This is a genomic window from Streptomyces dryopteridis (genome assembly GCF_049606955.1).
Classification (GTDB): domain Bacteria; phylum Actinomycetota; class Actinomycetes; order Streptomycetales; family Streptomycetaceae; genus Streptomyces.
Genome location: NZ_CP187113.1, coordinates 1,214,240 through 1,234,558 on the forward strand (window position 1 = coordinate 1,214,240; position 20,319 = coordinate 1,234,558).

Below are 20,319 nucleotides of genomic sequence, written 5' to 3' on the forward strand. Positions count from 1 at the left end.
TCCGGGCCCCCTCGGCCTGACCCGTCACTGGGGAGAGCGCAGGACAACGTGTTCGAGTTTCTTGAGTCCGGGCGGTACGACCTGCTCGGCGCCTTCTGGGTGACGGTGCAGCTCACCCTCTGGTCGGCGGCCGGATCCCTGGTCTGGGGCACCGCGCTGGCCGGCATGCGGGTCAGCCCCGTCCCGGTCATGCGGGCCTTCGGCACCGGCTACGTCAACATCGTGCGCAACATCCCGCTCACCGTGTTGATCATCGCCTGCTCCCTCGGCCTCAACCAGACCCTGGGCATCACCCTGGGCGGCGGCGACTTCAAGTCCATCGGCTTCCGCCTCGCCATCCTGGGCCTGGTCGCCTACACCGGCACCTTCGTGTGCGAGGCCCTGCGCTCCGGCATCAACACCGTCCCGGTCGGGCAGGCCGAGGCCGCCCGCGCCCTCGGCCTGGGCTTCTTCCAGGTCCTCACCCTCATCGTGCTGCCGCAGGCATTCCGGGCCGTGATCGCCCCGCTCGCCAACGTGCTGATCGCGCTGACGAAGAACACCACCGTGGCCGCCGCCATCGGCGTCACCGAGGCCGCGCTGCTGATGAAGGAGATGAACGAGAACGAGGCCGACTCGATCATGGCCGTCTTCCTGGTCATCGCCATGGGCTTCGTCCTCCTGACCCTGCCCACCGGCCTGCTCCTGGGCCGGCTCGCCCGACGCATGGCGGTGAAGCGATGACCAACGTCCTCTACGACACCCCGGGGCCCCGCGCCAAGGTCCGCAACCACCTGTACACGGCCGCGTTCGTCGTCCTCTTCGGCGCCGCCCTGTGGTGGATCCTCGCGCGGATGGCCGACAAGAACCAGCTGGACGCCGACAAGTGGACCCCGTTCGTCACCGACGGCCGGATCTGGACCACCTGGCTGATACCCGGCATCGGCCAGACCCTCCTCGCCGGCGTGATCGCCATGGCCATCTCGCTGCCCCTGGGCGCCCTCCTCGGCATCGGCCGGCTCTCCGACCACGCCTGGGTGCGGGTCCCGGTCGGCGCCTTCGTCGAGTTCTTCCGCGCCATCCCGGTGCTCGTGCTGATGTTCCTCGGCAACGTCCTGTACGCCACGTACAGCAGCGTCAGCTCGGAGTTCCGCCCCCTGTACGCCGTCGTCACCGGCCTGGTCCTCTACAACTCGACCGTCATCGCCGAGATCGTCCGCGCCGGCGTGGAGTCCCTGCCCCGGGGCCAGAGCGACGCCGCCAAGGCCATCGGCATGCGCAAGGGCCAGACCATGGCGTACGTGCTGATCCCGCAGGCCGTCACCGCGATGCTCCCTGCCCTGGTCAGCCAGCTCGTCGTCATCCTCAAGGACACCGCCCTCGGCGGCTCCCTGCTGGCCCTGACCGAACTGCTCTCCATGAACCGTCAGATCGCGGCCAACTACAGCAACCCCATCGCCACCCTCGTGGTGATCTCCCTGATCTACGTGGCGGTCAACTTCGCCCTGACCACCTTCGCGAGCCGCCTGGAGTCCCGCCTGCGCCGCTCCACCAAGAGCACCGGCGCCGTGCTGTCCGCCGGATCCGTCGAGGACGCCGCCTCGGGGCGCGCCGTCTGACACACCGACACCTCCCGTATCGTGGTGCGGCGGAACCTTCCGCCGCACCACGACCGTTTCCGGACCTGTGTCACTTGACGGGCGCACCTCCAGTGGGTTGCATACGTTCTGTGATCACATACCGGACATCGGGAGCCATGCCTTGGACCCGGTGATCGTCGTCGGCGCGGGCCCCGTCGGACTCTCCCTGTCCCTGGCCCTCGCCGATCAAGGCGTGCCCTCCGTCCTCCTCGACGAAGGACCGGGCAAGGACGAGCCCCGCCCGGCCCGCACCGTCGTCCTGCACGCCGACACCGCAGCCGCCCTCCGCCGCCAGGGCTGCGTCACCCTCCACGACGAGGCCGTGCGCTACACCGCCTGGCGCACCCTGCGCCGACGCCAGGAGACCGGCCGCGTCACCTTCGAGGACCACACCGCCCCCCTCCACCTCCCCCAGCACGCCCTCACCCGCGCCCTGCGCGCCGCCGCCGCCGGAAACCCCCTGATCACCCGCGTCGACCAGGTCCGCGTGGACGTGCTGGAACAGGACGAACGCGGGGTCAGCGCCCACACCCGCGGCGCCGAGACCACCTGGTGGCGCGGCAGCCACCTGGTCGGCTGTGACGGCGCCCGCTCCACCGTCCGCAAACTCCTCGACATCCGCTTCCCCGGCCGCACCGCCGTCGAACGCCACGCCGTCGCCGCCCTGCGTACCGAACTCCCCTGGCCCGGCGAGGCCGTCCTGCACCGCGGCCTGTCCGGCCCCGCCGCCGAGGTCACCGCCCGCCCCCTCGCCGACGGCCTGTGGCGCCTGGACTGGCTGCTGCCCGCCCGCGGCGAACTCGTCACCCCCGACGCCCTGGTCCTGCTCATCCGCGACACCCTCGCCGGCTGGTGCGGCGGCGCCACCCCGCCCTACGACCTCGTCGACACCGGCGTCCACACCCTCCACCACCGCCTCGCCCGCACCTGGCGCGTCGGCCGCGCCTTCCTCGCCGGCGACGCCGCCCACCTGCTCGGCGCCCTCGGCGTGCAAGGGGTGGAGGAGGGCCTGCGCGACGTCGCGAACCTCTCCTGGAAACTGGCCCTGGACTGGCGCCAGGGCGCCCCCGACGCCCTCCTCGACAGCTACGGCGCCGAACGCCGCGCCGCCGTCGCCGCCCGCCTGCGCGCCGTGGACTCGGCCATGCCCGCCCTGCGCGGGGGCGGCGGACTGCGCCCCTGGCTGCCCGGGGCCTCCCGCTCCGCCGAATCCCTCTTGGCCGACGCCCACCTCGGCCGCGGCGCCCTGGGCGCCGCCCCCTGCTACGCGCCACCCGGCGCGACCTGCGAGGTCCCGGTGGACACCCCCCTCGGCGAACTCGTCGCCGACGTCCCCGTCACCACCTCCGACGGCGCCACCGTCCCCCTCACCGACCTCATCGGCCGCGGCACCTGCCTGGTGGTCCTGGTCGCCCCCGGCACCGGCGTCTGGGACCGCCGGCACTGGGCCCGGGCCGGGCTCATGCCCCGCCTCGCCGAAACCGTCGAATCCCTGCCGCTGCCCGCCGAACTCGTCGTCGCCGACGGCTACCCCGGCGCCCCCGCCCACACCGTCCTCCTGATCCGCCCCGACGGCCACCTCGCCGACACCTTCGCCGGCGTCCGCCCCGCCGAACTCCTCGCCGCCGCCGACGCCCTGCGCACCGGCGGCACCGAACTCCCCCGCCCGCCCCGCCCCCGCACCGACCCCGACGAGACCCCGCACGCCGAACCCGACCCCGTCACGACACCGTCCGGAGCCGTGATCGATTGACCCGACGAGCCGGCCGTGGTTCACTCCGACCCATGACCGGCAACGACGTACACCTGTGGCGGAGGGTCCATGTGGACCTGCTCCGATTCGCGGGCTGCGTCTGTCGCCCTTCCTGCTGATTCGCCCCCTTCCCCGCGCCCCGCCACGTCCGCCCGTGCCCCACGGGCCGTCGACGCCGCCGCGCGCGCCCACGCGAACCCAGGACGGTCACCCCGCCATGCCGACGACGCACGCCCCCACCCTGCCCACCCCCCTGCGCGCCCACCCCGGCCCCTCCGCCGCCGAACTCCTCGACTTCGCCCGCCGCACCGCCGCCGACCCCGAGGTCATCGCCCGCCTCCCCCTCGACCCCGAGGGCCGCACCTGGATCCGCCTCGACGGACCGGGCGGCAGCGAGGCATGGCTGATCGGCTGGCCCCCCGGCACCGGCACCGGCTGGCACGACCACGCCGAATCCCGCGGCGCCTTCGCCACCGCCCGCGGCCGCCTCACCGAACACTCCCTGGCCGTCCGCATCCCCACCACGGGCTGGCGCTCCCTGGAACTCGAACCGGACGTGGACCGCACCCGCACCCTCGCCGAGGGCACCGGCCGCGCCTTCAACGAACACCACGTCCACGAGGTCCTCAACCCCTCGGACACCGAACACGCCATCTCCGTGCACGCCTACCACCCCCCGCTCCCCAGCATCCGCCGCTACAGCCGCACCGGCCCCGTGCTGCGCCTGGAGCAGGTCGAGATCCCGGAGGACTGGCAGTGACCGAGAGCATCGACAACCTCATCGACCGCCTGCGCACCACCTACACCCGCCTCACCCCGGCCGAGGCCCACGAGGCCGTCACCACGGGCCGCGCCCTCCTGGTCGACATCCGCTACCAGGCCCTCCGCGACCGCGACGGCCTCATCCCGGGCGCCCTGATCGTGGAACGCAACGAACTGGAATGGCGCCTGGACCCCCAGGGCACCCACAAACTCCCCGAGGCCGTGGACCACACCCGCCCCTGGATCGTGGTCTGCAACGAGGGCTACGCCTCCACCCTCGCGGCGGTCTCCCTCCACACCCTGGGCCTCACCCACGCCACCGACCTCATCGGCGGCTACCAAGCCTGGAAATCCACAGGCCACCCCACAACACCCCCCACCTAACCCCCACCCCACCCCGACCGGCCCGCTCCCCGCACACGCGGGGGGGGGCATGCCCGGACCATAGAGCCGCACCGTTTCCCGGGTTCATCCCCGCGTACGCGGGGGGGCGGACGCCGCAGACTCCAGTCGAGATCGTCGCCGGGGGTTCATCCCCGCGTGCGCGGGGGGGGCGGGTCTTTCACCTGCGGGTTTGTGGCGGCCGGGAGGGGTTTTGAGCAAGGATTGAAGATCGCGACATTCCGGGCATTACGGGGTCCTTAAGCCTCTGGGGATCTTCGTTAGGGCGGCGCGTTCGGTTGTTATCGCCACGGATTTTCGCAGCCGGTGGGGTGCGTACGTCGGGATGGGTTCGGGTTGTCGCGCACGGGGCGGTTGGGTGGGGCTGGGGTGGCCGCCTGCCGGCGGCGGGCAAGTCAAAAGCTTTTCCCAGGGGCGGCGGAGGGGGGCCGGGGCCTGGGTCCGTAGCCGTTCGCCGGTCCGCTCGGGGCCGGGGTAGGTCCACGGCAAGCGAGAGGCCCAGGGGCGACTGGGGTGGTCTGCTCCATGAACTGCGACCGTGCGCCCCGCCACCCGCCGCGCTCACCGGGCGGTCTCGGGCGCGTGCGGGCCCGTCGTGCACCACAAGCCCCGGCCGCCTGACACCTGGCGGGCCCGACTACGACCAGCCCGGCGTGTCGCCACGTCGAGCGGCCACCTGGCACCTGGCGGGCTCGGCAGCGGCCGGGCCGGCGTGCCGCCACGGGCGGCCGTCTGACACCGAGCGGGCCCAACTGCGTCCTACCCGGCGTGTCGCCACGTCGGGCAGCCGTCTGACGCATGGGCGTCCCAGGCGCGGCCGGGCCTGGTGCGCTGCCACATGCCCCAGCCGTCTGGCGCGTGGGCGTCCCGGGCACGGCCGGGCTGGCGCGCTGCCACGCGCCCCAGCCGTATGACGCATGGGCGTCTCAGGCTCAGCTGGGCCTGGTGCGCTGCCACATGCCTCAGCCGTCTGGCGCGTGGGCGTCTTGGGCGTGGGCGGGCCTGGTGCGACTCCACGGGCCGACTCGCAGGCAGGGGACGGGCTTGGGCACAGGTGGCCCCTCCGCCCGGCACGTTTCTTTCGGATAGGGGGCGGTGCCGGCAGAGCGGTTGGCTTGCGCCGGTGGGGACGGGGTCAAGGGTGGCGCTTGCGCCATCGCGCAGCGACGCGACCGAAGGGAGCGCCCTTGAAGCCGGCCCCGCCGGTGAAAGACGATCGGGCTGACGGGAGCGACCCGACACCACCCCAGCCACCCACCAAGCCACCAACCCACCCGCACCCCGCCGACGGCGCCTGACGGTCTCGGGCCGTGGGCGGGGTGGTGCACCAACAGGGGCCATCGCTCCCCCTCCCCTCCTCCCTCCCACCCACCCCGCCCAGGTGGATCGGCCTCAGGGGTGGTCGCCTCCCCTTGTCCGCCTGGGGTCTTGCGACCGACAGCGTGTGCCCCGGCCTGGTGTCAGGCGTTCGTTGGGCTCGCGCACTGCCCGGTTCGCGCGGCCCCGCCTGCCGCCACCACCTCCACCACCTCCACCACCCCCAGCGCCCCCGGTTCGGCCCGACCGGCTACCAGGTGGGGCCCAGGTCGTCCGTTTCCTCGCCCTCTTCCTCCAGCGCGCGGCGGACCACTCGTAGGGCCATGCCCTCCGGGTAGCCCTTGCGGGCCAGCATTCCGGCCAGGCGGCGGATGCGTTTGTCGCGGTCCAGGCCCCGGGTCGTGCGGAGTTTGCGGTCGACGAGTTCTCGGGCCGTCTGTTCTTCCCGGTCCGAGTCGAGGCGTCCCAGGGCCTCCTCGACAACGTCCCCCTGCACCCCCTTCGTGCGCAGTTCGCGGGCCAGGGCGCGGCGGGCCAGGCCCCGGCCGTGGTGGCGGGATTCGACCCATGCTCCGGCGAAGGCCGCGTCGTCGATGAGTCCCACTTCCTCGAAGCGGGAGAGCACCTCCTCCGCCACCTCGTCCGGGATGTCCCGGGCCTTCAGGGCGTCGGCGAGTTGCCGGCGGGTCCGGGGGGATCCGGTGAGCAGGCGCAGGCAGATCGCCCTGGCCTTCTCCTCGGGGCTCTGGCTCGACTCCTCTCGCGCCCGGCGCCCCTTCGCGCCCGCACCGTCCACGCCCACGTCCGCGTCCGCGTCACCGTCACGCACGCGCTCTCGCGCGCGCTCTCGCGCGCGACCTTGCGCACTACGCCCCCGACCCGAGCGGCCCGACTCGCCGAACGCTCGCGAGCGCGTCCGCCCGTACTCCCGTGCCCGACCGCCCCCGGCGTTCCGGTCGTCGTCCCGACCGTCCCAACCGTCCCGGCCGCCGCCGTCCTCGTGCCCACCACCCTCGTGTCCACCGTCCGCCACAGCGCCACCGTCGGCGACGGCCGCGGCGAACCAGTCCGGCGGCCCGGACGCGGTGTTCGCCCCGGCCGGTCCCTCATCGTCGAACGAGTCGACCACGCCTTCTCCTCCGTCGGGTCGCCCCGACCGCTCTCGCCCGCGGTCCCCGTTCCGTCGGGGGGTCGGACGGCGTCACCGTCCCACCCCCGTCCCCGAGTCCTCGCGAACGTTCAACTCTCCGATCCCGCCCCGCACGCCCTGCACGCCCCACACGCCCGACACGCCCCGCCCGCCCCGGCCGAATGCCCGAAGCCGGATCGACTCGTCCCCCCGCCGTGACCTGTCCGCCGGCGGATCGTCACCGCGGCCGCCGCCCCCGGACCGGCCCGGTCTCCCGGGCCGGTCCGAACCGGCGTCCGCGTTCCCGTCCGTGGCCGAACACGGTCCGGGCCTAGCTCTTGGCGGTCGCGGCCTTGGCCGGCTTGGCCTTGGCGGCGGTCGCCGTCGCGGCCTTCGCCTCGTCGGTGCCCTCCGCCGCGCCCGCGCCCGCGGCCGCCGTGTCGGTCGCGGTCTCCGCGTCCGCCGCCGGCTTGCGCACGCCGACGCCCAGCTTCTCCTTGATCTTCCGCTCGATCTCGTCGGCCAGGGCCGGGTTGTCCTTGAGGAAGTTGCGGGCGTTCTCCTTGCCCTGGCCGAGCTGGTCGCCCTCGTACGTGTACCAGGCGCCGGCCTTGCGCACGAAGCCGTGCTCCACGCCCATGTCGATCAGGCCGCCCTCGCGGCTGATGCCATGCCCGTAGAGGATGTCGAACTCGGCCTGCTTGAACGGCGGCGCGACCTTGTTCTTGACGACCTTGCAGCGGGTGCGGTTGCCGACCGCGTCCGTGCCGTCCTTGAGGGTCTCGATCCGGCGGATGTCGATGCGGACCGAGGCGTAGAACTTCAGCGCGCGACCACCGGTGGTGGTCTCGGGCGAGCCGAACATGACGCCGATCTTCTCGCGGAGCTGGTTGATGAAGATCGCGGTGGTCTTGGACTGGTTGAGCGCGCTGGTGATCTTGCGCAGGGCCTGGCTCATCAGGCGGGCCTGGAGACCCACGTGCGAGTCGCCCATCTCGCCCTCGATCTCCGCTCGCGGCACGAGGGCCGCCACGGAGTCGATGACGATGAGGTCGAGGGCACCGGAGCGGACGAGCATGTCCACGATCTCCAGGGCCTGCTCACCGGTGTCAGGCTGGGACAGGATGAGGTTGTCCGTGTCGACGCCGAGCGCCTTGGCGTACTCGGGGTCGAGGGCGTGCTCCGCGTCCACGAAGGCGACGGTGCCGCCCGCGCGCTGCGCGTTGGCCACGGCGTGCAGGGTGAGGGTGGTTTTGCCGGAGGATTCCGGGCCGTAGATCTCGACCACTCGGCCGCGCGGCAGACCGCCGACGCCGAGGGCGATGTCGAGGGCGGTGGACCCGGTGGGGATGACTTCGATGGGGTCGTTGGGGCGGTCGCCCAGGCGCATCACCGCGCCCTTGCCGAATTGTCGCTCGATTTGTGCGAGAGCGGCGTCGAGCGCCTTCTCGCGGTCGGTGCCTGCCATGGGTTCCACCCGGGTTACTTGAGTCGATCGCTTCACGTCGACGACGCTAGCGCGTGCCACTGACAATGCGCCTCCACGCCCTCGCACCTGTGGATAACTCACCTGAACGGATGTTCGAATTCCGTGTCAAGCGCACCCCTCCACAACCCACTGACAACCCATGGTTGACAGTCACCGAACTGTCAACCTAAGGTTGTCACCATGACGAACCCTCCCGTGGAACCCGTCCGCATGAACCACCACGTCCGGCTCGACGATCTGATCGACGCCATCAAGAACACCCACCCGGACGCCCTGGAACAGCTCAGCGGCGCCGTGGTCGCGGCCGAGCACCTCGGCGACGTCGCCGACCACCTCATCGGCCACTTCGTCGACCAGGCCCGACGCTCCGGCGCCTCGTGGACCGACATCGGCCACAGCATGGGCGTCACCCGCCAGGCCGCCCAGAAGCGCTTCGTGCCCAAGAGCGACAAGCCCGGCGAGAGCCCGACCGACATGAGCCAGAACTTCGGCCGGTTCACCCCCCGGGCCCGCAACGTCGTGGTCGCCTCGCAGAGCGAGGCCCGCAAGGCCCACAACGCCGAGATCGGCGTCGAACACCTGCTCCTCGGGCTGCTCGCCGAATCCGAGGGCCTCGCCGCGCACGTGCTGCGCGGCCAGGGCGTGGACCCGGCCGAGGCGCGCGCCGCCGTCCTCGCCCGACTGCCCGAGCCCGGCGAGACGGTGCCGGACCTCATCCCGTTCGACCCGAAGGCCAAGAAGGCCCTGGAGTTGACCTTCCGCGAGGCCCTGCGCCTGGGCCACGAGTACGTGGGCACGGAGCACGTGCTGCTCGCCCTCCTGGAGCAGGAGAACGGCGCGGGCGCCCTCGCCGACCTGGGCGTGGACAAGACCAGGACCGAGGAAGCGGTCGCGGCCACCCTCTCCGCCCTCGGGGCGCTCACTCCCGGGGACGCCCCGACCGCCGAGTGACCCCACCGACCCGGGACCCCTCCCCCGGTCCGCCCCTTCCTTCCCCGCGCCGGACCTCCGAGCGGCCCGTCCGGGGCACGGCGTCGAGCGCACCGGACCGGCCCGCGCCCGAGCACAGGCGGGCCGGTGTGCTCAGCCGGCGCCGTCGAGGGATCGTTCCGCCACCTCGTAGCGGGTCACGTACGCGCCGAGGAACGCCTGGAGGGTGGCGACGGCCGGGATCGCGATGAGCGCCCCGACCGCGCCGAGCAGGGCGGTGCCGGCGATCACCGAGCCGAAGGCGACGGCGGGGTGGATGTCGACGGTGCGCGCGGTCAGCTTCGGCTGGAGCAGGTAGTTCTCGAACTGCTGGTAGATCACCACGAAGCCGAGGACGTACAGCGCGTACCAGGGGTTCACCGTGAACGCGATCAGCATCGGCAGCGCGCCCGCCAGGTAGGTGCCGATGGTCGGGATGAACTGCGAGACCAGGCCGACCCAGACCGCGAGGGCCGGCGCGTACGGCACGTCGAGGGCCTCGAAGAGCACGTAGTGCGCGATCCCCGAGATCAGCGCCATCAGCCCCCGCGAGTACAGGTACCCGCCGGTCTTGGCGACGGCGATCTCCCAGGCCCGCAGGACCTCCGCCTGCCGGGCCGGTGGCAGCACCGAGCACAGGGCGCGCCGCAGTCGTGGCCCGTCGGCGGCGAAGTAGAACGAGAACAGGGCGATCGTCAGCAGCCGGAACAGCCCGCCCAGCACCGTCGCCGAGACGTCCAGCACACCGCCCGCGCTGTTCTGCACGTACTTCTGGAGCCAGTCGGAGTGCAGCAGGCTGTCCTGGATCTCCAGCCGCGAGAGCTCGGTGTGGAAGGTGCGGTTCACCGACGCGATGACGGAGTCCAGGTACCGGGGCATGTCGGCGACGAGGTCGACGATCTGGCCGGCGAGCATGGACCCGAGCAGCACCACGAACCCGAGGGAGGCGAGCAGGATCGCGAGGAAGACCAGGAAGGTCGCCAGTCCGCGCCGCATTCCCCGGGCCGCCATCCGCGCGACGGCGGGTTCCACGGCCAGGGCCAGGAAGAACGCGATCAGGATGTTCACGAGCAAGCCGGTGACCTGCAAGAAGGCCCACGAGGCGAGGGTGTAGCAGGCGTACAGCGCGAACACGAGGAGCGCGGCGCGCGGCAACCACCGAGGCATCCGCGACCCCCCGAACCCGCTCCGGACCCCCGCGTTCCCCGGTGGGCTCCCCGCCCCGCCGTCCCGGGAGGACCGGGGCACGTGCCCGAGGCCGTCACCCCCGCCGTCCCGACCGCCCCGGCCGCCCCCGCCGCCACCATCCGCGACAGCGCCGCCCACGCCGCCGGCCGCCCCGTCGCCCGATCCGCCGTTCCCGGCGTCGGGCCTCACGCCCGACGTCCCGGCGCCTTCCGGTTCGTCCGCCGCGCCGCCTGCCCGTTCCTCTGTTCCAGCCACCCCACCAGTCTCACGCACAAGATCACCGGGACCGGCCCGGCGCGAGCGGCGGTCGGGTTCAGCGCAGCGACGCGGGGATGTCCACGGCCGCGCAGACCGCGCGCCACACGTCCTTGGTCTCCCAGCCCTGTTCGAGGGCCTGGTGGACGGTGAGCCCGTCGAGCTCCGCCATGACGTGGTCCCGCGCGAAGGAGTCGGCGTAACCGGCCCCGAAGTGCTCGGCCATCCGCTCCCAGAAAATCGTCAACCGCATGCGTACATCGTCCCACGCCCGCCCCACGCGGATCCGGGTTCGGGTTCGGACAGAAACCCCAAAGAGTGCACTCGTGCCGTTTCGTCACCGTGTCACCGCCCGGGACCCTAGCGTGTTCCCATGGCAGGCAACGAAGCGGCAGCGCTCGCCCTCGCCCGGGCCGAGCAGTTCATCTGGCTGACGGCGCGGGTCCTGGAGCAGCGACGGTTCGCGTTCCACTTCCTGGGTGCCGAGGCCGATCCGGTCGAGACGGCCCTCGGCCCCTACCTCAACCCCGACGGCGGTTACGGTCACGCCCTCGATCCGGACCTTCGGGGTCCTCTGAGCCAGCCCCTGCACACCCTGCACGCGCTGCGCGTCCTGGACTCCCTGGGGCGCTGCGAGGGACGGCGCGTGGAACGCGTCTGCCGGCACCTGACGCAGGTCTCGACCCCCGAGGGCGCGCTGCCCTCCGTGCTGCCGGTCCCGCGTTCCCATCCCGTGGCCCCGCAGCACCGCACGGCGGTGGACCTGCCCGCCGACCTCGTCGCCACCGGGCCCGTCGTCGGCCTCCTGCACCGCAACCGGATCTGGCACGCCTGGCTGTTCCGTGCCACCGACTTCTGCTGGCAGCGGGTGGAGAGCGCGAGACCGGCGCGGCTGTCGGAGATCCCCGCCGCCGTGGCCTTCCTCGACGGGGCCCCCGATCCGGGCCGCGCGGCCGCCGCGGCGGACCGGCTGGGGCGTGTGGTGCGCGAACGGGGCCTGGTGACGCTGGACCCGGACGATCCGCTCCCCCGCCCGGCCCCGAGCGGCCCGACCCCGAGCGGTCCGCCCGCGCCGAGGCCCCCCGCCGGTCAGGGCCCGGCCGCCCGACCCTCCTCCCCCCTGCTGCCGCACGAGGTCGCCCCCCGGCCGGATTCGGCGGCCCGCGCCTGGTTCACGGACGAGGAGATGGATCGTTCCCTCACCCACCTGGCGGCGCAGCAGCAGGAGGACGGCGGGTGGCCGGCGCGGCGGCGCGGCTGGACGGCGGGCGCCGTGCTGGAACAGCGGCCCATCGCGACGATCGAGGCCCTGCTGACCCTGCGGGCCTACGGACGACTGCCCGACCAGGGCTCCGCCGCCCCGACCGGGCCCGGCCCGGGCGCGATCGACTCGGGGGACGCGGCGGACGGCGGCCTCAGCCCGTCAGGGCCCGCACCCCTGCGGTGACGGCCACGGCCACCCCGACCACCAGCAGGAACGGTGCGCGCAGCAGCAGCGCGACGGCGGCGGCGGCGAGCCCGACCGCCCGTGCGTCCAGCACCAGGTCGCGACCGGCGGCGAAGGTCTGCTGCGCGGTGAGCGCGGCGAGCAGGGCGACCGGCAACAGGGCCGCGAGCCGGCGCACCCACGGGCGTTCGAGGGCCCCGGCGGGCACCAGCAGGCCGGCGAGTTTGACGGCGTAGCATCCGACGGCCGTCACGCCGATGGTGATCCACACGTTCACGACCGCGCCCCTCCGTCCTTCTCGTCCACGTCGACCTCGTCCACGCCGACGTCCTCGTTCTCGTTCTCGTTCACGGGTACGGCCCGGTCGCGGCCGGTCAGGAAGAGCACGGCCGGCGCGGCGAGGGCCGCGATCAGCACCGGCAGTCCGGCCGGCAGCACCGGCAGCAGTCCCAGTGCCGGCACGAGGGCCACGAGGGCCACCAGCCGCTCCGTCCGCCCCCGCAACATCGGCGCCAGCAGGGCGAGGAAGACTGCGGGCCCGGCGGCGTCCAGGCCCCACGCGGAGGTGTCCCCCAGGGCCTCGGCCCCCAGCGCGCCGAGCAGCGTCGTCAGGTTCCACAGCACGTACAGGGTGAGCCCGGTCACCCAGAAGCCGAGCCGGGCGGAGTCGCGGTCGCGGCGGGTCAGGGCCACCGCCGAGGTCTCGTCGATCACCCAGTGCGCGGCGAACGGACGGACCGCCCCGCGCAGGGCCAGCAGCTGCGACAGCCGCAGCCCGTAGAAGGCGTTGCGGGTGCCGAGGAAAAAGGCCCCGGCCGCCGCCGTGAACGGGTTGCCGCCCGCCGCCAGCGCGCCCACCAGCGCGAACTGGGAGGCCCCGGTGAACACGAGCAGGCTCAGCGCGCACGCCTGCCAGACGCTCAGTCCCGATCCGGCGGCCGTCACCCCGAACGCGAACCCGGACAGGCCGACGGCCACACCCACGCCGAGGGCGTCCCGCACGACGGCCCGTCGCCCTTCCACATCCGCACCCGCGCCCTCGCCCGCGTCCGGGCCCTGGTCCTGGTCCTGGTCCTGCCCTCGACCCGATATCGCTCCGGACGCGACCGCGTCCCGTTCCTCGATCATTAACCGACCTCCCACACCGGCTCAGCCAAGCAGATCGGTCCCGCGCGGTCTTGTACGTTCTTGCACGTCGCGGGCCCCCGCCCCGCCCTCCGTCGGCCCGTGCTCGCGCCGGTACGCCCCCGGCGGCACCCCCACGATCCGGGTGAAGTGCCGGTTCAGGTGCGGCTGGTCCGAGAAGCCCACCAGCGCGGCCACCGCGGCCGGCCCCGTCCCCCGTTCCATCAGCACGCGCGCCCGGCGCACCCGGGCGTCCGTGAGCCACGTGTGCGGCGGCATCCCGTACCGCGCGCGGAACGCCCGCAGCAGCGCGAACGAGCCCGTGCCCAGCTCCCCGGCCAGTTCGGCGAGCGTCGGCGGGTCCGCCATCCGTTCGGTGAGGATCTCGCGGGCCAGCTCCGCCGCCCTCGCCCCGGCCGCCGCCGGGGTCCGGGCCGAGGTCGGGGCCGCGTACCGGGTGACCAGCCGGGCCACCACTCCCCGCAGCAGGGTGTCGGCCGCCGTGGCCTGCCCGGCCTCGGCGGCCCGGTGCACCGCCACCACGGTCCGCGCCGCCTCCGGGTCCACCACCAGCGACTCGCGGAACAGCGGCGGCGCGGTCCCGCCCGCGCGCACCCCCCATTCCGCCGCGACCTCGCCCACCAGGGCCCGCCCGGGGTAGAGGGTCGCGTACGCCCAGCCCTCCGGGCCGGCCGCCCGCGCGCTGTGCGGCACCTCCGGGTTGATCATCGCGATGGTGCCGGGCACCGCCCGCACTCCGCCGCCCGGCAGGCCGATCTCCTCCACGCCCCGGGTGACGGCGCCCAGCACGTACCCGTCGTGGGCGTGCCGGGGGAAGGTGTGGCGCACGTAGCGGGCGCTGAGCAGGTGCAGGTCCGGCAGGTGCGGCGAGCGCCAGTGCCGCGCCCACTCCCCGTCGGCGCGCCGCCCGTCGACGACCGGCCCATCGACGACCGGCCCACCCGTGCCGGGACCACCCGTGCCCAGCCCGTCGCCGCGCGGCGGCCCGTCCCCGCCCCGCGCGTTCCCCGCGCCCGTGCCCGTGCCCTCGTCCGTGCCCATCCCCCCATTCTCCGCGCCCCCGGGCGCGGCGGCCCGGGGGCGTTGTCGGTGCCGGGGTGCACGATGGGGGGATGGCCGACCGCGCGCTGGATCAGTTCTCCCCCGCCACCCGTTCCTGGTTCTCGGGGGCCTTCGACGCGCCGACGGCCGCCCAGGAGGGCGCGTGGCGCGCCATCGCCGAGGGCTCGGACGTGCTGGTGGTGGCGCCGACCGGGTCCGGCAAGACCCTGTCGGCGTTCCTGGCCTCCCTGGACCGGCTCGCCTCCACCCCGCCCCCGGCCGAGCCCCGCAAACGCTGCCGGGTCCTGTACGTGTCCCCGTTGAAGGCCCTCGCGGTGGACGTGGAGCGCAATCTGCGCAGCCCGCTGACCGGGATCCGGCAGGAGGCCGTCCGCCTGGGGCTGCCGGAGCCGGAGATCCGGGTCGGGATCCGGTCCGGTGACACCCCGCCCGCCGAGCGGCGCGCCCTGGCCACCCGGCCGCCGGACATCCTGATCACCACCCCCGAGTCCCTCTTCCTGATGCTGACCTCGAACGCGCGGGAGGCCCTGACCGGGGTCGAGACGGTGATCCTCGACGAGGTGCACGCCGTCGCGGGCACCAAGCGCGGCGCCCATCTCGCGCTGACCCTGGAGCGGCTCGACGCGCTGGTGGCCCGGCCGGTCCGCCGGATCGGGCTGTCCGCGACGGTCCGGCCGGTGGACGAGGTGGCCCGGTTCCTCGCGCCGCGCGGCCGGGTGGAGATCGTGCAGCCGCCGTCCACGAAGCGCTTCGACCTGTCCGTGGTCGTGCCGGTGCCCGATCTCGGCGAGGTCGGCGCGGCGCCCGCCGCCGACGCGGGGTCGAAGGGGGCCGACGGCGGGGACCGTCCGTCGATCTGGCCGCACGTGGAGGAGCGTGTCACGGACCTGATCGGCGCGCACCGTTCCACGATCGTGTTCGCCAACTCCCGCCGGCTCGCCGAGCGGCTGTGCAACCGGCTGAACGAGATCACGGCCGAACGCGCGGCCGGCGCCGCCCTGCCGGAGGCGGCCCCGCCCGCGGAGATCATGGCCCAGTCGGGGGCGGCCAAGGGAGCCCCGCCCGTGCTCGCGCGCGCCCACCACGGCTCGGTGTCCAAGGAGCAGCGGGCGCTGGTGGAGGAGGACCTCAAGGCGGGCCGGCTGCCCGCCGTGGTGGCCACGTCCAGTCTGGAGCTGGGCATCGACATGGGCGCGGTGGACCTGGTGGTGCAGGTGGAGTCGCCGCCGTCGGTGGCCTCGGGGCTGCAACGGGTGGGGCGGGCCGGGCACCAGGTGGGCGCGGTCTCCACCGGGGTGGTCTTCCCGAAGTACCGGGGTGACCTGGTGCAGGCGGCGGTGGTCACGGAGCGGATGCGCGCGGGGGCGATCGAGGCGCTGCGGGTGCCGGCCAACCCCTTGGACGTGCTGGCGCAGCAGATCGTCGCGATGACGGCGATGGACGTGTGGCAGGTGGACGAGCTGTTGGCGCTGGTGCGGCGCGCCGCCCCGTTCTCGGCGCTGCCCGAGTCCGCGTTCACCGCCGTCCTGGACATGCTGGCGGGCCGCTATCCCTCGGACGCGTTCGCCGAGCTGCGGCCCCGGGTGGTGTGGGACCGGATCGCGGGCACGATCACGGGCCGGCCGGGCGCGCAGCGGCTCGCGGTCACCTCCGGCGGCACCATTCCGGACCGGGGCCTGTTCGGGGTGTTCCTCGTGGGCTCCGACCCGAAGAAGGGCGGGGGCAGGGTCGGGGAGCTGGACGAGGAGATGGTGTACGAGTCCCGGGTGGGGGATGTGTTCACGCTGGGCACGAGTTCGTGGCGGATCGAGGACATCACGCGGGACCGGGTGCTGGTCTCGCCGGCGCCGGGGGTGCCGGGGCGGTTGCCGTTCTGGAAGGGCGACCAGTTGGGGCGGCCGCTGGAGTTGGGGCGGGCGCTGGGGGCGTTCCTGCGGGAGGTGCACGCGGCGCCGGAGCCGGCGGCGCGGGAGCGGTTGACGGCGGCGGGGCTGGACACGTGGGCCGCCGACAACCTGTTGGCGTACCTGGCGGAGCAGAAGCGGGCGTGCGGGCACGTGCCGGACGACCGGACGATCGTGGTCGAGCGTTTCCGCGACGAGTTGGGCGACTGGCGGATCGTGGTGCACTCGCCGTTCGGGGCGCAGGTGCACGCGCCGTGGGCGCTGGCGCTGGGAGCGCGGCTCGCGGAGCGGTTCGGGATGGACGCGCAGGTGATGCACGCGGACGACGGGATCGTGCTGCGGCTGCCGGACGCGGACCTGTTGGGCGACTGGGGGGCGGAGGGCGCGGGCGGGTCGGAGGGCGCGGGGGCGGGGCCGACCGATCTCCTCGACCACGATCCCGCCGCCCCGGGCGGGGCGTTCCCGCGTCCCGCGTTCCCCTTGGACGCCGACGGGGCGCCGCCGGTCGGGGCGGGCGACGTGCTGTTCGCGAAGGAGGACGTGTCGGGGATCGTGACGGAGCAGGTGGGCGGGTCCGCGCTGTTCGCGTCCCGGTTCCGGGAGTGCGCGGCCCGCGCCCTGCTGTTGCCCCGGCGCGATCCGGGGCGGCGCACACCCTTGTGGCAGCAGCGGCAGCGGGCGGCGCAGCTCTTGCAGGTGGCGTCCGAGTTCGGCTCGTTCCCGATCGTGCTCGAAGCGGTGCGCGAGTGCCTTCAGGACGTGTTCGACGTGCCGGGGCTGGTCGAGCTGATGGGGGATGTGGAGGCGCGCCGGGTCCGGTTGGTGGAGGTGACCACGACCGAGCCCTCGCCGTTCGCGCGCTCCCTGCTGTTCGGGTACGTGGCCCAGTATCTGTACGAGGGGGATTCGCCGCTGGCGGAGCGGCGGGCGGCGGCCCTGTCCCTGGACTCCCGGCTGCTCTCGGAGCTGCTGGGGCAGGCCGAGCTGCGGGAGTTGTTGGATCCGGAGGTGCTGGCCGAGCTGGAGCGGGAGTTGTCCTGGTCCACGGAGGAGCGCCGGGTCAGGGACGCGGAGGGCGTCGCGGACCGGCTGCGGCTGCTGGGTCCGTTGACGGACGCCGAGTTGGCGGAGCGCGGGGCGACGGCCGAGTGGGCGCCGGAGTTGGGGCGGGCCCGGCGGGCGATCCGGGTGCGGATCGCGGGGGTCGAGCACTGGGCGGCGATCGAGGACGCGGGCCGGTTGCGGGACGCGTTGGGCACGGCCCTGCCGGTGGGGGTGCCGGAGGCGTTCACCGAGCCGGTGGCGGATCCGCTCGGTGATCTGTTGGCCCGGTACGCGCGGACCAGGGGGCCGTTCACGACGGGTGCGGCGGCGGCCCGGTTCGGGCTGGGCCCGGCGGTGACGGAGGGGGCGCTGCACCGGTTGGCGGCCTCGGGTCGGTTGGTGCGGGGCGAGTTCCATCCGGCGGGCACGGGCCAGGAGTGGTGCGACGCGACGGTGTTGCGGCGGCTGCGGCGCCGGTCCCTGGCCGCGTTGCGCGAGGAGCTGGAGCCGGTGGCGCCGGCGGCGTTGGCCGCGTTCCTGCCGCGTTGGCAGCACCTGGACACGGGCCTGCGGGGGGTGGACGGGCTGCTGCGGGCCGCGGAGCAGTTGCAGGGGGCGGCCGTGCCGGCCTCGGCGCTGGAGCGGCTGGTGCTGCCGAGTCGGGTGGCGGGCTACGACCCGTCGTTGTTGGACGAGCTGACGACCGGCGGGGAGCTGGTGTGGGCGGGCGCGGGGGCCTTGCCGGGCAAGGACGGCTGGGTGGCGCTGTACCCGGCGGACACGGCGCCGCTGTTGTTGCCGGAGCCGGGGCCGCTGGAGCTCACGCCGGTGCACCGGGCCCTGCTGGGGGCCTTGGCCGGGGGGTACGGGCTGTTCTACCGGCAGCTCGCGGACGCGGCCCGCCGCGCCCTGGCGGCGGGCTCGGCCGAGGGCGCGGGCGAGAACGGGGGGCCGGAGGTCTCCGATGTGGAGCTGACGGCCGGCCTGTGGGAGCTGGTGTGGTCGGGGCGGGTCACGAACGACTCCCTGGGCCCGCTGCGCGCCCTGCTCGGTTCGGGTCGCACGGCGGGGTCCACGGCGCACCGGGCGCGGCGTCCCGTGCCCCGGGGCCGGTACGGGTCGCTCACGGGCGCCCTCGGATCGCGCGGGTTCGGCTCCGGCGGCTCCGGCGGGTTCGGCGCGGGTGGGTTCGGCGCGGCCCGGCAGTCCTCGCCGACGGTGGCCGGGCGTTGGTCCTTGCTGCCGGAGCGGGCCGGGGACCCGACCCTGCGGGCGCACGCCCTGGCCCGGACCCTGTTGGACCGGCACGGGGTGGTGACCCGGGGGGCGGTGCAGGCGGAGGGGGTGCCGGGCGGGTTCAGCGCCGTGTACCGGGTGCTGTCGGCCTTCGAGGACAACGGTCAGGCCCGGCGGGGGTACGTCGTGGAGGGCTTGGGGGCGGCGCAGTTCGCGATGGACGGGGCCGTGGATCGGCTGCGGGCCTTCGATCCGCAGGGTCGGGAGCCGCGGGCGACGGTGTTGGCGGCCTGTGATCCGGCGAACGCCTACGGCGCGGCCCTGCCGTGGCCGGAGCCGCCGGCCGGGGTCACGCACAAGCCGGGCCGCAAGGCGGGGTCCACGGTGGTCCTGGTGGACGGCGAGTTGGCGGGCTACCTGGAGCGGGGCGGGCGGACGCTGCTGGTCTGGCCCGAGCCGGAGTCCCCGGTGTGGGCGGCGGCGCTCGCGGCGCTGGCCGACGCGACCCGCGCGGGTCTGCTTCCGCCGTTGACGGTGGAGCGCGTGAACACGGTCTCGGCCCTGACCTCGCCGGTGGCCCCGTCGCTGGAGGTGGCGGGGTTCCACGCGACGCCCCGGGGGCTGCGGCTGCGGCCGTGACGGGCCGGTCCGCGGGAGCGGCCCCGGCACAATGGGGGGATGCCCGAAGGTGACAGCGTCTGGCGCGCCGCTCGGCGTCTGGAGGAGGCGCTCAGCGGGCGCCGGATCACGCGCTGCGAGCTGCGGGTGCCCCGCTTCGCGACCGTGGACCTCGTCGGGCGCGAGGTGCTGGAGACGGTGCCGCTCGGGAAGCACCTGCTGACCCGGGTGTCCGGGGGCCTGACCCTGCACACGCACCTCGGCATGGAAGGGGCTTGGCGGCTGCTGCCGCCCCGGGCTCCGTGGCCGGGGGCCGAGCACCAGGTGCGGGTGGTGCTGGCCACGGCGGACCGGCTGGCGCTGGGGCTGCGGCTGCCGGTGGTGGAGGTGGTGCGGACGGCGGCCGAGGGCCTGCACCCGGTGCTCGCCGCGCTCGGACCCGATCTGCTGGCCCCGGACTGGGACGCGGAGGCCGCGCGGGTCGCGACCGGCCGGCTGGCGGCGGATCCGGGGCGGCCCCTGGGCGAAGCCCTGCTCGACCAGCGCAATCTGGCCGGGGTCGGGAACATCTTCATGTGCGAGCTGTGTCATCTGGCGGGGGTGACCCCGTGGACCCCGGTGGGCGAGGGGCCCGAGCCGGCCCGGATCGTGGCGGCCGCGCGCCGGCTGTTGCTGGCGAACGCGGTGGTGGAGCCGGGGCCGGGGCCGGGGCCGGGGCCGGGGCCGGGAGGCGTATGGCCCGCGCGCTCCCCGCGACCCGTGCGGTCGACGACCGGGAGCCGGGTGCCGGGGCGGGAGCTGTTCGTGTACGGGCGGGGCGGCCGGCCCTGCCGCCGGTGCGGGACGCCGGTGCGCAAGGCGTGGCGGGAGGAGCGGCCGACGTACTGGTGCCCGAGCTGTCAGCGGGGTCCGGCGCCCGGCCCGGCGTGATCCCGCACCGCCCCCACCGTTGACGGTCCGTCAGATACGGACGTACCGT

16 protein-coding genes and 1 pseudogene are annotated in these 20,319 nt (G+C 74.5%); 10 read left to right on the top strand and 7 right to left on the bottom strand.

The features are described 5' to 3' along the window. The first annotated feature begins 48 nt into the window (after positions 1–48). The 6 genes from ACN20G_RS04765 (at position 49) to ACN20G_RS04790 (ending at position 4,518) form a co-directional block, all read left to right on the top strand. A complete protein-coding gene (locus tag ACN20G_RS04765; protein ID WP_424211463.1) occupies positions 49–723 on the top strand; it encodes an amino acid ABC transporter permease in 675 nt (224 codons plus the stop codon). After that, entirely contained in the window at positions 720–1,598 is an 879-nt protein-coding gene (locus ACN20G_RS04770; protein WP_424211464.1) for an amino acid ABC transporter permease, read from the top strand. Before ACN20G_RS04765 ends, ACN20G_RS04770 begins: the two co-directional genes overlap by 4 nt. 142 nt (positions 1,599–1,740) lie before the next feature. Continuing rightward, complete coding sequence (locus tag ACN20G_RS04775; protein WP_424211465.1) at positions 1,741–3,372, top strand: FAD-dependent oxidoreductase; 1,632 nt, start codon at positions 1,741–1,743, stop codon at positions 3,370–3,372. Between the two features lie 32 nt (positions 3,373–3,404). Beyond that, positions 3,405–3,491: a putative leader peptide gene (locus ACN20G_RS04780; protein ID WP_424215371.1), complete on the top strand. Its 87-nt coding sequence runs from the start codon at positions 3,405–3,407 to the stop codon at positions 3,489–3,491. A gap of 98 nt (positions 3,492–3,589) precedes the next feature. Further along, complete coding sequence (locus ACN20G_RS04785) at positions 3,590–4,132, top strand: cysteine dioxygenase (RefSeq protein ID WP_424211466.1); 543 nt, start codon at positions 3,590–3,592, stop codon at positions 4,130–4,132. Further along, positions 4,129–4,518 (top strand): rhodanese-like domain-containing protein, encoded by a 390-nt coding sequence (locus tag ACN20G_RS04790; protein ID WP_424211467.1) that lies wholly within the window; start codon positions 4,129–4,131, stop codon positions 4,516–4,518. Before ACN20G_RS04785 ends, ACN20G_RS04790 begins: the two co-directional genes overlap by 4 nt. Positions 4,519–6,103: 1,585 nt before the next feature. On the opposite strand, the gene recX is transcribed toward ACN20G_RS04790, so the two are convergent. Beyond that, entirely contained in the window at positions 6,104–6,982 is an 879-nt protein-coding gene (gene recX, locus ACN20G_RS04795; RefSeq protein ID WP_424211468.1) for a recombination regulator RecX, read from the bottom strand. Between the two features lie 331 nt (positions 6,983–7,313). Beyond that, positions 7,314–8,450 (bottom strand): recombinase RecA, encoded by a 1,137-nt coding sequence (gene recA, locus ACN20G_RS04800; protein WP_424211469.1) that lies wholly within the window; start codon positions 8,448–8,450, stop codon positions 7,314–7,316. Positions 8,451–8,651: 201 nt separating this feature from the next. Between recA and ACN20G_RS04805 the strand changes: the two genes are divergently transcribed. Further along, the gene (locus ACN20G_RS04805; RefSeq protein ID WP_424211470.1) at positions 8,652–9,422 is read left to right on the top strand and encodes a Clp protease N-terminal domain-containing protein; all 771 of its coding nucleotides are present in this window, start codon (positions 8,652–8,654) and stop codon (positions 9,420–9,422) included. Positions 9,423–9,578: 156 nt separating this feature from the next. Here ACN20G_RS04805 and ACN20G_RS04810 read toward each other — a convergent pair. Together ACN20G_RS04810 and ACN20G_RS04815 are read right to left on the bottom strand one after the other, a co-directional pair. Continuing rightward, a pseudogene (locus tag ACN20G_RS04810) lies at positions 9,579–10,607 on the bottom strand (AI-2E family transporter); the annotation flags it as partial. Positions 10,608–10,941: 334 nt separating this feature from the next. Next, positions 10,942–11,136, bottom strand: coding sequence for a DUF3046 domain-containing protein (locus ACN20G_RS04815; RefSeq protein ID WP_424211471.1), 195 nt, complete (start codon positions 11,134–11,136; stop codon positions 10,942–10,944). Positions 11,137–11,256: 120 nt separating this feature from the next. On the opposite strand from ACN20G_RS04815, the gene ACN20G_RS04820 reads away from it, so the two are divergent. Next, positions 11,257–12,330 (top strand): hypothetical protein, encoded by a 1,074-nt coding sequence (locus ACN20G_RS04820; protein ID WP_424211472.1) that lies wholly within the window; start codon positions 11,257–11,259, stop codon positions 12,328–12,330. Here ACN20G_RS04820 and ACN20G_RS04825 read toward each other — a convergent pair. From ACN20G_RS04825 to ACN20G_RS04835, 3 genes are read right to left on the bottom strand one after another with little or no spacing between them, the layout of a single operon-like run. After that, positions 12,299–12,607, bottom strand: coding sequence for an AzlD domain-containing protein (locus ACN20G_RS04825; RefSeq protein ID WP_424211473.1), 309 nt, complete (start codon positions 12,605–12,607; stop codon positions 12,299–12,301). The two genes, ACN20G_RS04820 and ACN20G_RS04825, sit on opposite strands and share 32 nt — an antisense overlap. Further along, positions 12,604–13,458 carry an AzlC family ABC transporter permease gene (locus tag ACN20G_RS04830; RefSeq protein WP_424211474.1) on the bottom strand — a complete coding sequence of 285 codons (855 nt, stop codon included), beginning with the start codon at positions 13,456–13,458 and terminating at the stop codon, positions 12,604–12,606. The genes ACN20G_RS04825 and ACN20G_RS04830 overlap by 4 nt, the downstream gene beginning before the upstream one ends. Positions 13,459–13,479: 21 nt before the next feature. Continuing rightward, on the bottom strand, positions 13,480–14,517 hold the full coding sequence (locus ACN20G_RS04835) for an AraC family transcriptional regulator (RefSeq protein WP_424211475.1): 1,038 nt from the start codon (positions 14,515–14,517) through the stop codon (positions 13,480–13,482). A 71-nt stretch (positions 14,518–14,588) separates the two neighbouring features. On the opposite strand from ACN20G_RS04835, the gene ACN20G_RS04840 reads away from it, so the two are divergent. Beyond that, positions 14,589–19,361, top strand: a complete 4,773-nt coding sequence (locus ACN20G_RS04840) for an Lhr family helicase (protein WP_424211476.1) — start codon at positions 14,589–14,591, stop codon at positions 19,359–19,361. Between the two features lie 39 nt (positions 19,362–19,400). Further along, positions 19,401–20,270: a DNA-formamidopyrimidine glycosylase family protein gene (locus tag ACN20G_RS04845; protein WP_424211477.1), complete on the top strand. Its 870-nt coding sequence runs from the start codon at positions 19,401–19,403 to the stop codon at positions 20,268–20,270. Positions 20,271–20,319: the final 49 nt, after the last annotated feature.

Excerpts from the sequence above, each read along its gene's own strand:
- ACN20G_RS04770 (WP_424211464.1), top strand. The coding sequence starts at position 720 with ATGACCAACGTCCTCTACGACACCCCGGGGCCCCGCGCCAAGGTCCGC.
- ACN20G_RS04780 (WP_424215371.1), top strand. The coding sequence starts at position 3,405 with ATGACCGGCAACGACGTACACCTGTGGCGGAGGGTCCATGTGGACCTG.
- ACN20G_RS04785 (WP_424211466.1), top strand. The coding sequence starts at position 3,590 with ATGCCGACGACGCACGCCCCCACCCTGCCCACCCCCCTGCGCGCCCAC.
- recA (WP_424211469.1), bottom strand. The coding sequence starts at position 8,450 with ATGGCAGGCACCGACCGCGAGAAGGCGCTCGACGCCGCTCTCGCACAA.
- ACN20G_RS04805 (WP_424211470.1), top strand. The coding sequence starts at position 8,652 with ATGACGAACCCTCCCGTGGAACCCGTCCGCATGAACCACCACGTCCGG.
- ACN20G_RS04815 (WP_424211471.1), bottom strand. The coding sequence starts at position 11,136 with ATGCGGTTGACGATTTTCTGGGAGCGGATGGCCGAGCACTTCGGGGCC.
- ACN20G_RS04820 (WP_424211472.1), top strand. The coding sequence starts at position 11,257 with ATGGCAGGCAACGAAGCGGCAGCGCTCGCCCTCGCCCGGGCCGAGCAG.
- ACN20G_RS04830 (WP_424211474.1), bottom strand. The coding sequence starts at position 13,458 with ATGATCGAGGAACGGGACGCGGTCGCGTCCGGAGCGATATCGGGTCGA.
- ACN20G_RS04835 (WP_424211475.1), bottom strand. The coding sequence starts at position 14,517 with ATGGGCACGGACGAGGGCACGGGCACGGGCGCGGGGAACGCGCGGGGC.
- ACN20G_RS04840 (WP_424211476.1), top strand. The coding sequence starts at position 14,589 with ATGGCCGACCGCGCGCTGGATCAGTTCTCCCCCGCCACCCGTTCCTGG.
- ACN20G_RS04845 (WP_424211477.1), top strand. The coding sequence starts at position 19,401 with ATGCCCGAAGGTGACAGCGTCTGGCGCGCCGCTCGGCGTCTGGAGGAG.